Source organism: Pseudomonas sp. FP2254 (assembly GCF_030687695.1).
In the GTDB taxonomy this organism is placed as follows: Bacteria; Pseudomonadota; Gammaproteobacteria; order Pseudomonadales; family Pseudomonadaceae; genus Aquipseudomonas; species Aquipseudomonas quebecensis.
In genome coordinates, this window is sequence record NZ_CP117444.1 from 2,690,467 (window position 1) to 2,704,389 (window position 13,923).

A 13,923-nucleotide genomic window follows, 5' to 3' on the forward strand; every position below is an offset into this window, starting at 1 on the left:
TCGGGGAGGGGTTCCCCGGTGGGTGTTGGGTTGGATTGATGCAGGACTGCGCGCAGTCTGAGTGTGTATGCGTTCAGCGTTGATGCTCTTCTGCAAGCGCTATCAATAAGGCGTCAGGCTGGTCCGGTGCCTGAAGCAGGCTGAGGCTCAGTTGCAGCAACGGTTCATGATTCTCATCACGTGCTGAGGCAACTTTGCCTACCTCGAACACCACGTAGGGTGTGTTTGGATCGGCCAGGTGAGCTTTGAAGGCTGCGCGTACCACGTTGCTCAGCCTATCGAGCTGCAGCTTTTCAGGATGACTTGAACCATCGAGCAATACTGCGTGTTGCCACGCGTCTGGAGTGAACACAATGGGTAAGCGCAGAGTGTTCAGTGCTTCGCTTGTGAGTGAGTCGGACATGGTGTGCCTCCGTTGATAGCGCGAAGAAACCTGTCCCATAGGGGAAAGAATTTCCCGCGGTGGGTTGAAGAAAAGCAAGAGGGGTTAGGACGAGCCGAGCTCGAAAGACGCTCGGGAGAGCAGTAGGCGTTCATCACCGTGAAGCGTGACCGTGCGAGCCACCGAACGCTAATCGCACTTGGGGGGAACCATCACCGGAGTGACGTAGCTTTGAAGGCTCTGGCTACCTGGGAAGGTGCTGTCGATAACAGCGATCCGTACCCTCTATGTAGCTGGATGATATGGATGGGTCAACGGCGTTAGAGGCGCTGGTGCACGAGCTGCGTCTTCTGTCTTCCAGTGAAGAGTTTTTCGACCGAGCAAGCTGATAAACGGTTAAGCATGGGCGGTTTTCAGTAGTAGTCTGTAATCTCGATTTCCACAGGAACACGCTCAGAAGAGGGCGCAACCATGTCTGCTCAGCAGCCACTTCAGATCTCCCGCGCACACCGCTGGGCATATGCATGCGGTATGTCCGTAAAACGTGGTTATCGCAGGTTGAAAGGATTTGAATCTCGTGTGGCTAAACGTGCGGTGGCGACAGGTATGCCTGCGGGTGGGCTATTGGTTCGTGGGAGCTTTCTGGTTACGAAGCTGGCACTCATCCTTGGGTTGCTCTTTATCGGTTTCTGGTTGGTAGCTTCTGTGGTGACGATGATCGCTGTGATTGGACTTCTGGTGTCCAAGACTGCCTTTGATGCGGATATTAATGAGGCGGCACCTGGGGCAGACTACCTTGGTGCCGACCTCTACATCGGTGACTTCGACGACAACGGGCATTACATCGGCGACAGCAAATCATCTAATTGAGCGGCTAGCCGCCCCCACTATTTGATCCGTACCTTTGCTTGCTGAATCACTTGCTGCTTTGCTGCCATTCGCCAACATGCCTTGAATCCCGTTTCCTACTGCATATCCTGTCCAGCTCATAGCTCCAAGGAACAGCATAGGCAGTACGATGAACATCGCCCCCATCACATACTCAATCACCTGCGCCGTGACGGTTCCGTCCATAAAGCCGGATGTGGGTAGGGACAACAGCACCTGATTGGACGCCGACACCTGGTTGTACAAGGTATCGAGCATGCTGGAGTCGACCCACCGGGCTAGCTCCCACCAGAAGGTCAGCATGTGCAGCGTGAACAGCGCGAACGTCACCGTCATGACGGTCTTTAGCTGGTAGGTACTGACCAGCAGGATCAGCGGCAAGCTGATGATGACGCCCATGATCAGGAAAGCCTGCACCATCGGCAGAGCGGCGCGTAGCGCGTTCATCGCCGGGAAATTGCTGAAGGAGCCGAGAGCCAGCCCAGTGTTGGTGGCCAGGTTATTAAGTCCCTGATTGATCGACCCGCCGCGAGCACTGGAGCCATAGTCTTGGTACACCTGTCCGGGCGACATGGACATCGATTGTTGGCGCGGGCTGACCAGTTCGCGCAGGGTGGCATCCTCGATCTCGTTGCTTGAGCGGCCAGTCAACCAGCCTTTCAACTGATTCAGCAGCGAAGGATCGACTTGCTCGATCAAGCGCTCTCGCAACCCGACACTGCTGTCATTCCACCACTGTTTGCAAGTGGGGTAGCCCGCCCCACTCTCTAGTCGTGGCAAGGAAACATCGCGGGTTTCATCATAGGGCCAACTGACTCGCGGTGTCCGTGAGCGATCAGTGTCGTAGTAGCCCGGAGTGTCGAGAAAATAGCTTGAGCCGATCCAGGACGCATCACGACTTTGTGCCTTGTCCAGCTGCGGACGATTGGTGAACAGCCGAGAGCGGGAATAGCCGTAGCAGTCGCGAGTGAAGTCGGCGACTTCCTGCAGCAATACCTGGCTATCGATGCGCGAACTGTCGATCTCCATGCGCATCTGTCGGATATCCGGTGCACAGGGGATGGAGGCGGTTGCTGCTGCGGTCACGCCTTTGCTCACGGCGTGTACCAGAAACCACCAGATCGGCACATTGGCAGAGCGTTCGCCGATGGTGTTGAAAGTGATACCCCAGGCGGTTTCCGCTGGCATGGCCACACTGACACCGCAGCGTTGGCTCGCTGCATCATCGAACGCCATTGAAGCGAGGTTTAGCGGAAAGACCGGCGCACAGCCGAACAATACGACGATGTAGGCCAACCAAAGCCGGTTCTCGATTCGAGGTACCGAGAGCAATCCTTTGTTGCCTTCATCCGCGCCTTGCTGACGGGCCGACAACCATTCTTGCAAGATGATTGCACCAAAGGGCGCGGCGAACAGCCCAGTATCGGACAGGACGTTCCAGATACCGTTGTTGATGATCCATGCCAGCAGGGAGAGGTAAAACTCCAGGTAGCTGTTGGTGCTCATGAGCATGGTGGTGACCTCACAATCGAGTGAGCTCGACGCAGGTAAAGAGCAAGAGCCCTAATGTCCCGGCGCGCTTCACGCGCAGTCGGTCCTGTGGTCGATGTCGGTAGCGCCTCAGCAGGTCCCACCAGAGTGCAAAGAGGACGCCGTAGAGCAGGACACGCCACCACCGCAAATAAGGCCGTATCGATTCCAAGGCTTGCTGCCAGCCCCCGAAACTACCCAGCGCAGTGCAGCCTATCCAGGCGATCAGTGCGGCGGTGAGGATCATCCCTGCGGCGATCCCTAGACTTGAAAGCAAAGTGAATAGCAGTGAGCGTTTCATGGCTCACTTGCGCCTGGCATCAGCGTCGTTGAGTCGGCCAGGTTCGGGGTCGCCTTGCTCGACGGTGCGCGACGCATCGGCACCTCCGGCATGTCGATCGAGCACGAGGCTGGCGGTATTGGTTGTGAGCATCTGCCGGACCTGCAACTCGGTTTGTAGCAGGCGTATCTCGCGCTCCAGTGTGTCGATGTTTTTCGTCAAGGCCGTTTGGGCCGGTTCGGCGGAAGCGATGTTCGGTTCGTGGCTGCCTGCCAGCAGCGTGCGCAATAGCAGGAGCGCTTTGTCGAGCACGCTGGACAGGGCCGTCTCACTGGCCAGGCGCCGCGCCAGGAGTTCCTGATCAGGATCGTCGCGCAGGGCTTCGATCACACCACGGGTCACTGGCAGCATCGGGCTGGAGGCTTTGCTCAGATTGTCAGGGTTCGGCGGCAGAGATCCGGACAGTAAGCCTTGCAGGGTCTTGAGATGTTCACCGTAGGCCTCCTGGATCAGCGGCGTCAGTCCGCTGCCAGCGGTAGCCCGCAGAGTCTCGCAGGTGTCGCAGGTTGCGACTTCGGTCTCGCCCAACACTCGAACAGCCCATTCGGATTCCTCTTGGGGTGAGGTCCATGCCTGGCAAATAGCGCCGCCCAGGCAATCACTGCGACTGATCGAGGCGCTGTCATCCACGGATCGGTTATGCAGCAGGTTGTAGCCCGCGCGCACCACATCGGAGGTTGCCCGGATGGGTGTTTGTCCGCTACCTCCAGCCTTCTGCCCGCCGACCCATGACACCCCATTATTGCCGTTACGGGCCTCGGTGTTTTTCACCGCGGCCACCGCATCACCGCCGGTTTTTTCGAGGTTGCCCTGCATCTCCTGGTTCTTGGCCAATGCGCCCCAGCCGGCTTGGCCGACCTTGTCAGCCATCTTCTCGGCCATGGCCTGGCAGGTCAGTTTGGAACGGTCGAAGTCGATGCGCCCTTGCATCACCCCGTTACTCAACAACTCATAAAGCCCGGGGTTGGCGCGCTGGATGATCAACGCAGGCAGCGACATCACCGCTTGGGTCGCGTTCTGCACAATGCTGCCCATGATCTGCTGGAACCCTTCGGTGACGCCGTTCAACTGGTTTTGCAAGGTGTTGGTGAGGCTCATGTTTCCGCACATCATGTTTGCCTGCCAGGATCCGCCAACACCGAGACCGTTGGGGCGATAGAGCGAACTCGGCGAGCCCGCTGCCGAGCCGCCACCAATGGTGTACATCACCCGGTCGTCCAGTACTTCGCCTTGAGTGCCTAGGCGGTAATCGTCCTCGGCGCTGTGGGCATGGTTGGCCACGGCGAGCAGTCCGCAGAGCAACAGACTCATCGTGCCCAACCATGGTCTTGCAATATGCCTACTCATAAAGCACCACCTTCAAAGTCGATGCTGAACAGGAAGGTCTGTCCCTCACGCTTGCAGCAGCTGTAGGGACGCCACAGCGACCAGGCGTAGCCGCCATCCGCGCTCTGCACCGAATCGCTGGGGAAGATGGCACATGTGGGTTGAACCACGGGGGAGAGCAATTGCCATTTGTGGGTTGAAGCGTCGTTTTCAACGATTGGGCCTGGCGGCCAATAACCCTCGCGTGGTACGGGTATGAGCGGGACATACACGTGCGGTTGCCAGTTGCGGGTAATGACGTCACCCGCCCGCTGCGCCATCACCGCAGCGGCTTTGAAATCGTCGGGTTGCACCAAAAATCCTTGCCGGGGATAGACGTTGCCCCACATGTTTCCCGCGAGCTGACGACCGATTTCACGGATCCCGGGCACAAGCGACTCGGGGTAAAGGCTTTCCGGGATGCCATGACGCCAGGCCAGTGAGTCCCAAGTGCTCAGGTAGTAGGGCATGAACCCCGTGGCGCCGCTGGCGCAGGCGTAGCCGGATTGCGAGGCCAGTTGCGTTGCGGCCCAGCCACCTGGATGACCGATGGCATCAACGTTTTTGAACCGAGGCAGATTATCGCGCTGGGTGTTCGGCATGATCAGGTTACCGCCTCCTTCCGCACCACTGATAGGAGAGGAGAGGGCGGCCATCTCGGTCCAAGGATTGGCACCGGTGGTGGCATAGCTCGAGACCACCAGCTCAGGAATGAAGTGACGAACCTTGGTTGAGGTTTTAACCGTGCAGCCGAAGGGGGTGCAGAGCAACCAAAAGCAGATGCCGACGACTCTGTACTCGAGGCAGTCTGGAGAAAGTACGGAGGCGGTAATGTTGCCGGTATCCAGCGCTACGCTTGACCCGGATGCCAGCAGAATGCTCAGCACCAACGGATGTAATTTCTGGGGCGAAATGTGCGGGCAGGCAGCAGACATGATCCAGGCTCTGGGTGTATGGCCTGGACAGGTTCAATAATCGAGAGAGGGGTGTCAGTGAGAAAGCCGAACGCAGGATTGTCGGTTTATAACGATCTTCTAGATCAGCAGAGGGTCATTCAGCGCTCAGCGTACGAGCAAGCGCGTCAGACTCGATGAGCAACTGATCCGTTTTGATCTCGAAAATGTTGGCGAGTTTGCAGAGGACCAATAACGACGGGTTGCCTACCCCTCGTTCGATTTGACTCACGTAGGTACGATCCACCTCGGCCATGAGCGCCAATTGCTCCTGGGTAAGGTTCTTCACGCGTCGCATCGAGCGGATATTTTCCGCGAGTTGCAGACGGAGCTGTTCGAAGTCTTGAGTCATGCGCGCAAACTGCGCCTTGAGGGACTCTCAATCCACGGGATATAGTCTACATTGGCTCTGATTCAGGCTTTTTTGATGCTTAAGCCGAGTGTCAATTTTGTTTCTATGCTGCTTAGAACAGACCGAGCATTAATAAATAATCGAAAGCTAAGGTGTCTATGGACGAAAATTACGTTTCAATTCCGGCGGCGGACGGCTGCCCGAGCCTTTTGACACCGTGGGGCAGCGAATTTGCGCCTGTGATCGAACGTGGCGTGCAATGCGCCCAGGCCTGGCTTAATACACCCGGTGACGTACCACTGTGGTGGGAATTGGCGCAGGCACGGAAGACTTGTCCGGCAGGAGAATCTCAGGATGCTTTCGAAGCAGGATTTTTATTGAGAGTTCAGCAACGGCTTCAAGGCGTTTCACCGTAGCCGTGCGGCTCCAACCCTGACGATATGGCCTACACGGGAAAATTTACTGGAAGGTATGGTTCCAGGCTCCATTCCTCTAGAATGGAGATCGACAGAAGTGGCGTTGGTCTGTGACAAACAGATTTACGTGGCTAGGACTCTGATAAGTGCAGATTCTGCACGCTCTGAGAACGTGGAGCGCGATATGAAAGCCGACCAAGTGTTGAGTGATGATCTGGTGAGTCGACTGGAGGGTAAAATCCCATCCATGGCTGAAGGCGCGATCAATACGGCCTATATCAACGCCCTGGCGGCCGGACGCAGCGTGATGGAAGTCATGGACGGTATGCTCGTTGAGACGACTGCTGATGGTAAGCACAAGGTTATTCGAGCGGCCAAGCCCAAGCATAAAGTGACCTTGGGCGGCATTATCAAGGTGCATCGCTGCTCATGACCGTCCCTCGGCTGAGGGTGTTTGCCGGTCCTAATGGTTCCGGTAAAAGCACAATGAAAAGTGCCGTCCCTTCCCACCTGATCGGTATCTACATCAACCCGGATGAAATCGAAAAGGCTGCCAAAGAGCGCGGACGCCTGGAATTCAGTGATTTTCAACTGGAAGCCGAAGGCGATGAGGTTCTCGGTTTTATCAAGGCGCACCGACTGATTCGGTCGACTCAGCTCGGTGAGGAGGCCGCCAAAATAGGCTTCAGCAATAACGGCCTGAATTTCCAGGCCGTCGCGATGAATTCCTATTTTGCCTCCGTGCTCTCTGATTTCATCCGGCACAAGCTCCTCGAAGCCCAATTGTCTTTCACCTTCGAAACGGTGATGTCTAGCGAAGACAAAGTCGCTTTTATGCTCAAGGCAAGAGCGTCGGGATATCGAACCTACCTCTACTTTGTCGCCACTGAAGACCCGGATATCAACATTAACAGGGTTAAGAACCGTGTCGCGGCGGGTGGGCACCCAGTTCCCACCGAAAAAATTGTCCAGCGCTACGGTCGTTGTCTGAACCTATTACCAACGGCCATCGCGGCCTCGAACCGGGCCTATATCTTTGATAACTCCGGCGCTGATCTGATGCTGCTCGCTGAAATAACAGACGGGACTGACCTTGAATTCAGGGCTGATGAGGTCCCTGACTGGTTTATGCAAGCCTACGTGGAGAAGGTGTTCAAGGATTTGCTACCGGGTTGATCGAAACCTAGGATCAGCTCCATTTCACTCAATTCCTCGCATCCTATCGATCCGTTCAGCTGCCCGGTAAGCTGCCTCCAATTCCGAGCAACCGGTGCTCTGCATCAGTGTCCAGCGCTCGGCCTTTTCCTCGGGCTCCGTCATGGCCAGGGCGAGGTAAAGACTAGGGGGCACGGCCCGAAACAGTGTTTCGAGCTTCTTGGATAGTACGACCCCTTCGGTGTACTTACCCGGCTCCTTGCTGGCGGACAGCAGCAAGGCTTTCTGTGCTGGCGTGAGTTTCTTGAATCGTGCAATCTCTTCGATTTCCGCGGGCGGCATGTTCAAACAAATCCACCATTCGATCATGTTGAGCATGGTCTGCGCAGCAGTGGGGAAGTCGGCAAGATTCTGCGTCGCCAGCCAGAACCAGGCGCCGAGCTTGCGCCACATCTTCGTGCCCTTGACCACGAATGGCGCCAGCAGCGGGTTCTTGGTGATGATATGACCCTCGTCGGTGACCATGATGATTGGCCGACCCAAATACTGATCGCGTTCGGCGAGGTTGTTCACGGTGTTCATCAGGCTGATGTAGCTGATGGACATTTGTGCCTCGTAGCCTTCGCGAGCGTAGGTGGCCAGATCGACAATGGTCACATCGCTCTCGGGCCAAGGCGTGCCTTCACGATCGAACAGTTCACCCTCGAAACCCTGGCAAAACAGGTCGATGGACTCTCCCATTTCCTGGGCACGCTCACGACGCTTCTCCGGCAAGTGCGGGTCGGCGGCGACGCGCAGCAACGCGTCGCGCACGCCGCGGGTCAATACCTGGCGACCCGACGCGACACAGGTCTGCGCTGCATCGAGAATGCACTCGCGGATCAGACTGCGATCGGCTCGACTCAGGCGCGCCTCTTCCTTGGCTTCGCCGCCGGTGATCATCAGCCTGGCGGTGATTTCCAGTTCTCCGAGAACATCACGTTGGTCTTCGCGACTGGTTATTACCTCATCGTCCCACTCATCGATCGACAGACTCGCCACCTGATCCGGCTGCTCGACCAGGCGCCAGGCATCGGCGAACGGGGCGAGATTGATCGCGGTACCAGGTTTCAATTGGACCTTATTGACCGACAGGCCTTGCGTTGCGAAGTAGTCGCCCTGCAAGCCGAATGAGTTGCCGGCCTCCACGATAAACAGGCGAGGGCGGTACACCGCCATGACCTGCATCAGCAGGGTGACCAGGGTGGCCGACTTACCGGCGCCGGTCGGACCGAACAGCAGCAGATGGGCGTTCATAGCCCGGTCTAGTCGAGACAACGGATCAAAGCTCAACGGCGAGCCACCACGATTGAATAGGGTGATGCCCGGGTGGCCGGTGCCGGTGCTGCGACCCCACACCGGGACCAGGTTTGCCAGGTGCTGGGCGAACATCAGGCGTGTGTACCAGTTGCGCGTGTCGCGGGCCGGGTTGTAGGCCATCGGTAACCAACGCAGATAACTGTTACAGGCGGCAACCTCGTCGCCTTCACGTACCGGCTGCAGGCCCGCACCCAGTAGTGCATTGGCCAGACTGACCGAGCGCTGGTGCAGTTGCTGTTCATCGTGACCACGCACGTAGAAGGCCAGGGTTCCCCGGTACAGCTTGTGCTGGCGGCCGATGACCGCGCGAGCCTCTTCGACATCCTGACGGGTCTGGGTCGAGGCCAGGTTTTCACCGATGGCTTTGCGCGCCAGGCGGTTCAACTGCTCCTCAAGTACATCCTGCGGTTTGACCACCAAGGTTAGACTCATGACTGTACCTTCGGGTAACTGGTCGAACAGTGCATTCACCGCGTCACCTTTGCGGGTTTCTCCGGTGAGTTGACCAATCAAGGGCGCTCGGCGCAGCTTGTCCACCACCATGACCCGATGGGGTTGATCATCGAAAAACCAGAGCCCGTGCTGGACATCCGAGCGCGGTTCGTTGAAGAACAGCCGCTCGGCGAAGTCATGATCGAAGGGCAGTTCCAGCGACTCGCCGTCGCCCGACTCCGGATAGGCCACGCGGCGGTAGAATTCCTCGGGGTCTTCGTCGGTGAGCCTGGGTGCCGGATTGAACCAGGGCAATAACCAGGCATACAGACCTCGGCCATCGACTCGCGTCGATTGCACCCCGCATGCCTGCAACGAAGCCACGATACGTTCGCAAGCCTCCTGCAGGGATTGCACTGGACTGAGTCCCATCTCCTCGGCGCCAGACTCAATCCAGCGATAGATCACCAGGCGCACCCGTCGATTATTGCCGCGCCAGTGTAGGCGCGTGACGGCCTTGTCCTCGAACAGACCTCCCGGCTTGGCGATGGTCTTCAAATGGCGACGACTGAGTTCCAAAAACGTCTCGGTGAAGACCGTGCCTCGCGCGCTGTCTTGAATATAATCGGTGAGCCGCGTCAGGTAGGGGGCGAAGTCGTTGTCGTCCTGGCAGAAAAACTGCGCCACCCAAGGTGCTTGATCCAGTTCGTCAAAGCTATCCTGTAGGGCGTCTTCGAGGGCATCGCGGGCGGCCATCAGCCAATCGGGTTCGCGCCCTTCGGTGCCGATGGGCAGCAACTCGAACACCGCACCCACCGAGTGATTGTCGTCCAGTAGAAAGCATTGTTCTGTATCGAGGTATTCGACCCAAGGCAAGTGGTCGGTGAAGCTGGGGTTGTGCGCATAGAGTGCAGCTTCATCGGCCAAGGTGGCGCGCGGGCGCAATGGGTGGCGCCAGGCTTTCCATGCAGAAGTGCGGTTGCCCGCATCGCTGGTACGCACTACAAGTCTTCCTGACGTTCACCGGGTAATGCGTACTGCACACGTTGGTAGAACGGAAAGACTGTCGAGTAACCTGGGATCGGTGCCTGCTCGGTACCACTCAGGTGCGGGTACACGTACAGCACCAGATCGGGATTGGGCAGGCGCGGGAACAGATTGTGGATCTCGTTCGCTGCGGTGCGCGTATACGGTTCCTGGAGAGACGCGGAGACATCTGCCTGAGCCAGCGGGCGGCGTAACTGCTGCCGAGCATCCAGCAGTTGCTGCTGAGTGCCTTGCGAACCGGCGTCGTTCCAGATTTCCAGCATGGTTTGTTCGCCATGGGGCAGCAGCGTCTCCTTGTCGGTGGTACACCCCGCTAGAACCCAGCAGAGCACGCTAATCCAGGTCAGGCATAGAAGCATGGTCTTTTTCATAGCGAACGCTCCGGCCCTTGGGCTCGTAGTCGATGGTGATCTCATGGTCGAGGTGCAGGGAGACTTGGGCGGCCGGTGGCACGTACACGGCAGCAAAGGCCTCGCCATAGAGTTTGTTGACCCACTCGCGGATGTCGCTGACTCCACCGCTGAGGATTGAATTTAGTGCGCTATTGCCACTGCTGTTGGTGATCCCGAGCGTGCTGTCGCCTGAACTGATCACGCTGCTGTTGTTCTGCTCATCCCCGAGCAAGGCAGCGACACCTGCGCCAGCCGCCGTGATCAAGCTCTGGCTGCCGAGGTACTGTTGAGCGTTTGAGCGGCGCTCACCGGCAATGCAAGGAATGCCATACGGATCGGACAGGTAACCGAGTCCGCCACGAATCTTGTCGGTGTTTGAGCTCTGGGTGGTGGAGGCATTGCGACTGGCTACTGCCTTCGGCTGAGGCACCGTGCGAATGGTGCCGTCGGTAAACACAAAGGTAATTGACTCGACCTGTCCGCGTACGCACGACAGGGTCCAGTCGCCGGAGGCTGTGCCGCTCATCACGGCCCCTGCGACGTCCGGCAGATCGATGCCGTTGGCTGTCAGGTTCTCCGGACCAACCAGCACCTTGAAGGGGTAGGGATCATTCACGGTGCCGTCCACCGGGACCCGGCCGATCAGCGCGGTTATGGCGACCGAGCCCATCAATGTCGCGTTTTCTGGAATGGTGTAGGCCGGCTTCGCGCCTTCGGTACGATCAGCGGAGCGTGTCAGGTCACGTTCACCCTTGGTGACCTCGCGTAACTGCTTCTGGCTGCGGTCGATGGCATTGTCCTTCAAACCCTCCAATGAGCTGAAGGCAGTAGGCAAACTCAGAGCGGACGCGGTCTTGGTTTTGCCCTGGGCGTCGGTGGGCGGAGCATCCGAAGGCTCTATCCACTGTAGTGCATCATTAGCAGAATGCTGCCCATCGAACTGAGCACCGTCGCCCGGCTCAAGCCCCAGTCCGATCGGCATATCCTTGCCTTTGCCGGTCAGCCCCGACAACTGTTCCTGCAATTGCGTCAGCAGGCCGCGAGCCTGACGATTGTCCTGTTCTGCTTTAAGTCGGGCCTCGTTGGCTTGTCGGCGACCTTCGTCGACTTGCTGGGTCACACTGCCAAGCGCCGTCTGGATACGCGAATCGACACTGTTTTCCCGCTCGCGCAGGCGATTGTTTTCCGTCTGCAGTGAATCGTTGTGTTTTTTTAGGCCGAGCATGTCGCTGCGCATGGCCTTCACCTGGCCGATCAGGGTGGCGACCGTATCGCGTGGGGTATCGCCCGCAATGCCGAGCGACTTGGCTTGCTCGGCGGATAACTGAAGATTGCCTTGATCAACCGAGCGCTCTGGAGAGGGAGTGCTACTTCCCGCGACCCAGGTTTTCAGGATGATCAGCGCCACGCCCAACAGGGCAGCCGGTACCAGCCATTTGAGCAATGCGTTAGCTTTCATCACCAGCACCTCGCGCGACGGGCGGAAGCAGCACGGCGTGTTCGAGGCCGGCACCGCGAGTGACGAGGTAGGCGATCGTGGTGTCTTCTGCACTGCCGACCTGCCCGAGGAAAGCATGCTGGAAAGCCGTGGCGAACAGCTTGGCCTGAAGTCGACGTGGATCGAGTTGCACCCTCTCTGAACCACGATTGCGCAACTTCACCGCCGTCACCCAGTAATCACCGAATCGCCAGGCGGCGATGGGTGTGCTGGACACGTTTTCGGTCGGCAGCAAGGTTGGCAGTTCGCTGCGCAGCTTGAGCGGGACGCGGCGTACGCCGGGTAGGGACTCCACGGTGCGTAGCGGCGCGTACAGGCTTTGCGCGGCGTAGCGCGTCAAAGCGACTGGGATTGGCGTACGTTCTGGAAGAGGGACGCTTTTAGATTCAGCCTCAGTAGCCTGCACCGAAGCATTCTTGAGAATACGCACGGGCTCCAGCGGTTGATCGCCAGGCGTGGCTGCGATGTCCAAGAGGATGATCTCGCCCGTTGCGACCGATTGCAGTTGCAGGCGGGTCGGAGCAATGGCTTCCGACGCACGTAGGTACAGCGTTCCGCCGGTAGATTGCACGCGCAGCTTGCCGGTCAGAGTTGAGGGTACGCCGACTCGAACATCCTCATCGATAAAGACCACCCGTTCCTGATTGATCACCAGCGGGACCGCGAGAGGGAGGCGTTCCCAGCGCATCAACTCGACGGCCTGCGCTGCAACTCCCCATAGCATCAGTGCGATGGTGAGCCCCAGGGTAGAAATCCGCGTCATGGCTCACCTCCAGGCAGAGCGATTTTTTGCGGCGTGCCCTGATAACAGTCCAGTGCCAGCCCCCACTTATTGCGTTCGGGGTCCAGATCAAAACGCACCACGCGTAATGGATAACGCACCGCCACCCGTTTCACCGGTTCGGCGGCGTAATACTCATCGGCGTTCAGGTCGAGGGTGACCAGCCAGCTGTCGCGATCGAGTTGCTTGACCCTAAGTTCCGGATCTTCGCTATAGCCTCGGCCCAGAATTTCGTAGACGCCACGCACCCGCTGGCGGAGTTCGCCAGCGGCCTTGCGGTACTCATAGTCGCCGTCGAGGAAGGCTTTGCAGGCGGGTGTCAGGTAGGACTGCAAGCTGTAGATAGCGCGGCGGTAATCCTGTTCGCCATCCGAAGGCCAGCGATTAAGTTGACCGAAGATGTACAGGGCGAAGGCATAGACATTCTCTGATGGGATGTCCCACCACTTGCGCGTGCTGCCCGAGCGCAAATCCGGCGGTACATGCACGGTCAGATCGGTCGGCGCCGAGCGCCAGCCATACCAGAGTCCGGCACAGACCAGGGCGAGGATCATTACCGCCAGACGCAGGCTGAAGATATGGGCTTGTTGGGCGTCCACCTTGTTCCGAAATCGGCTCATGGCTGCCACCGGGACAGGGCAGGGCGCAGTCGACGCGAACGACGGACCGTCCAGGCGCCGGAGTGGAGAATCAAACTGCTGCGACCCAGGCGCCAACGGCTGGCGAGTGTCCATTCGAGCTTGCGGTACAACCAGGTCTCGGGGCGAGCCCGTTTGGCCCGACGCAGTAGTGTGCCACCGGCAAATAACACCACCGCCATGCTTGCGATCATGCTGGTCGGCGCCACTGCAATGGAGGCGGTGGCGATCGCTAGAGGAACGCCCAGCAGCAGGCCAATGACGGCGCCGGTGCCGAGCGCTACCCACATCTCATCATTGGTTAAACCACGCAATACGGCGGGATCACGGTTGAGCCGCTCCGGTAGAAAAACCAAGGTGCCGTCGGCAAGGCTTTCGATAGCGTCTTTCATGCC

At 58.4% G+C, this 13,923-nt stretch carries 16 protein-coding genes; 4 read left to right on the forward strand and 12 right to left on the reverse strand.

Features of this window, described 5'->3' with window-relative positions; all coding sequences use genetic code 11:
- Positions 1-73: 73 nt before the first annotated feature.
- Positions 74-403, reverse strand: a complete 330-nt coding sequence (locus PSH94_RS12325) for a hypothetical protein (RefSeq protein WP_305437621.1) — start codon at positions 401-403, stop codon at positions 74-76.
- Between the two features lie 450 nt (positions 404-853).
- On the opposite strand from PSH94_RS12325, the gene PSH94_RS12330 reads away from it, so the two are divergent.
- On the forward strand, positions 854-1,252 hold the full coding sequence (locus PSH94_RS12330; RefSeq protein ID WP_305437622.1) for a DUF3742 family protein: 399 nt from the start codon (positions 854-856) through the stop codon (positions 1,250-1,252).
- Here PSH94_RS12330 and PSH94_RS12335 read toward each other — a convergent pair.
- The 5 genes from PSH94_RS12335 to PSH94_RS12355 form a co-directional block, all read right to left on the reverse strand.
- Positions 1,241-2,782, reverse strand: a complete 1,542-nt coding sequence (locus tag PSH94_RS12335) for a conjugal transfer protein TraG N-terminal domain-containing protein (RefSeq protein WP_305437623.1) — start codon at positions 2,780-2,782, stop codon at positions 1,241-1,243. The two genes, PSH94_RS12330 and PSH94_RS12335, sit on opposite strands and share 12 nt — an antisense overlap.
- Positions 2,783-2,792: 10 nt before the next feature.
- The gene (locus PSH94_RS12340; protein WP_068934379.1) at positions 2,793-3,101 is read right to left on the reverse strand and encodes a hypothetical protein; all 309 of its coding nucleotides are present in this window, start codon (positions 3,099-3,101) and stop codon (positions 2,793-2,795) included.
- 3 nt (positions 3,102-3,104) lie between these two features.
- Positions 3,105-4,487, reverse strand: coding sequence for an integrating conjugative element protein (locus PSH94_RS12345; RefSeq protein ID WP_305437624.1), 1,383 nt, complete (start codon positions 4,485-4,487; stop codon positions 3,105-3,107).
- Positions 4,484-5,440, reverse strand: a complete 957-nt coding sequence (locus tag PSH94_RS12350; protein ID WP_305437625.1) for a TIGR03756 family integrating conjugative element protein — start codon at positions 5,438-5,440, stop codon at positions 4,484-4,486. The genes PSH94_RS12345 and PSH94_RS12350 overlap by 4 nt, the downstream gene beginning before the upstream one ends.
- A 115-nt stretch (positions 5,441-5,555) precedes the next feature.
- Positions 5,556-5,810, reverse strand: coding sequence for a helix-turn-helix domain-containing protein (locus tag PSH94_RS12355; protein ID WP_027603217.1), 255 nt, complete (start codon positions 5,808-5,810; stop codon positions 5,556-5,558).
- Positions 5,811-5,968: 158 nt separating this feature from the next.
- Here PSH94_RS12355 and PSH94_RS12360 point away from each other — a divergent pair, with 158 nt between their 5' ends.
- The 3 genes from PSH94_RS12360 (at position 5,969) to PSH94_RS12370 (ending at position 7,402) form a co-directional block, all read left to right on the forward strand.
- Positions 5,969-6,226, forward strand: coding sequence for a LasR-specific antiactivator QslA (locus PSH94_RS12360; protein ID WP_305437626.1), 258 nt, complete (start codon positions 5,969-5,971; stop codon positions 6,224-6,226).
- A gap of 184 nt (positions 6,227-6,410) precedes the next feature.
- The gene (locus tag PSH94_RS12365; protein ID WP_096480578.1) at positions 6,411-6,659 is read left to right on the forward strand and encodes a hypothetical protein; all 249 of its coding nucleotides are present in this window, start codon (positions 6,411-6,413) and stop codon (positions 6,657-6,659) included.
- Positions 6,656-7,402, forward strand: coding sequence for a zeta toxin family protein (locus PSH94_RS12370; protein WP_305437627.1), 747 nt, complete (start codon positions 6,656-6,658; stop codon positions 7,400-7,402). Before PSH94_RS12365 ends, PSH94_RS12370 begins: the two co-directional genes overlap by 4 nt.
- A 24-nt stretch (positions 7,403-7,426) precedes the next feature.
- On the opposite strand, the gene PSH94_RS12375 is transcribed toward PSH94_RS12370, so the two are convergent.
- Genes PSH94_RS12375 through PSH94_RS12400 form a run of 6 tightly spaced genes read right to left on the reverse strand, consistent with a single transcriptional unit; the run spans position 7,427 to position 13,920 of the window.
- Positions 7,427-10,174 carry a conjugative transfer ATPase gene (locus PSH94_RS12375; protein WP_305437628.1) on the reverse strand — a complete coding sequence of 916 codons (2,748 nt, stop codon included), beginning with the start codon at positions 10,172-10,174 and terminating at the stop codon, positions 7,427-7,429.
- Positions 10,174-10,590 carry a TIGR03751 family conjugal transfer lipoprotein gene (locus PSH94_RS12380; RefSeq protein ID WP_305437629.1) on the reverse strand — a complete coding sequence of 139 codons (417 nt, stop codon included), beginning with the start codon at positions 10,588-10,590 and terminating at the stop codon, positions 10,174-10,176. Before PSH94_RS12380 ends, PSH94_RS12375 begins: the two co-directional genes overlap by 1 nt.
- Positions 10,553-12,070 carry a TIGR03752 family integrating conjugative element protein gene (locus PSH94_RS12385; protein WP_305437630.1) on the reverse strand — a complete coding sequence of 506 codons (1,518 nt, stop codon included), beginning with the start codon at positions 12,068-12,070 and terminating at the stop codon, positions 10,553-10,555. The genes PSH94_RS12380 and PSH94_RS12385 overlap by 38 nt, the downstream gene beginning before the upstream one ends.
- A complete protein-coding gene (locus PSH94_RS12390) occupies positions 12,060-12,872 on the reverse strand; it encodes a TIGR03749 family integrating conjugative element protein (protein WP_305437631.1) in 813 nt (270 codons plus the stop codon). The genes PSH94_RS12385 and PSH94_RS12390 overlap by 11 nt, the downstream gene beginning before the upstream one ends.
- Complete coding sequence (locus tag PSH94_RS12395) at positions 12,869-13,510, reverse strand: PFL_4703 family integrating conjugative element protein (protein WP_305437632.1); 642 nt, start codon at positions 13,508-13,510, stop codon at positions 12,869-12,871. The genes PSH94_RS12390 and PSH94_RS12395 overlap by 4 nt, the downstream gene beginning before the upstream one ends.
- On the reverse strand, positions 13,507-13,920 hold the full coding sequence (locus PSH94_RS12400) for a TIGR03750 family conjugal transfer protein (protein WP_305437633.1): 414 nt from the start codon (positions 13,918-13,920) through the stop codon (positions 13,507-13,509). Before PSH94_RS12400 ends, PSH94_RS12395 begins: the two co-directional genes overlap by 4 nt.
- Between the last annotated feature and the right edge of the window lie 3 nt (positions 13,921-13,923).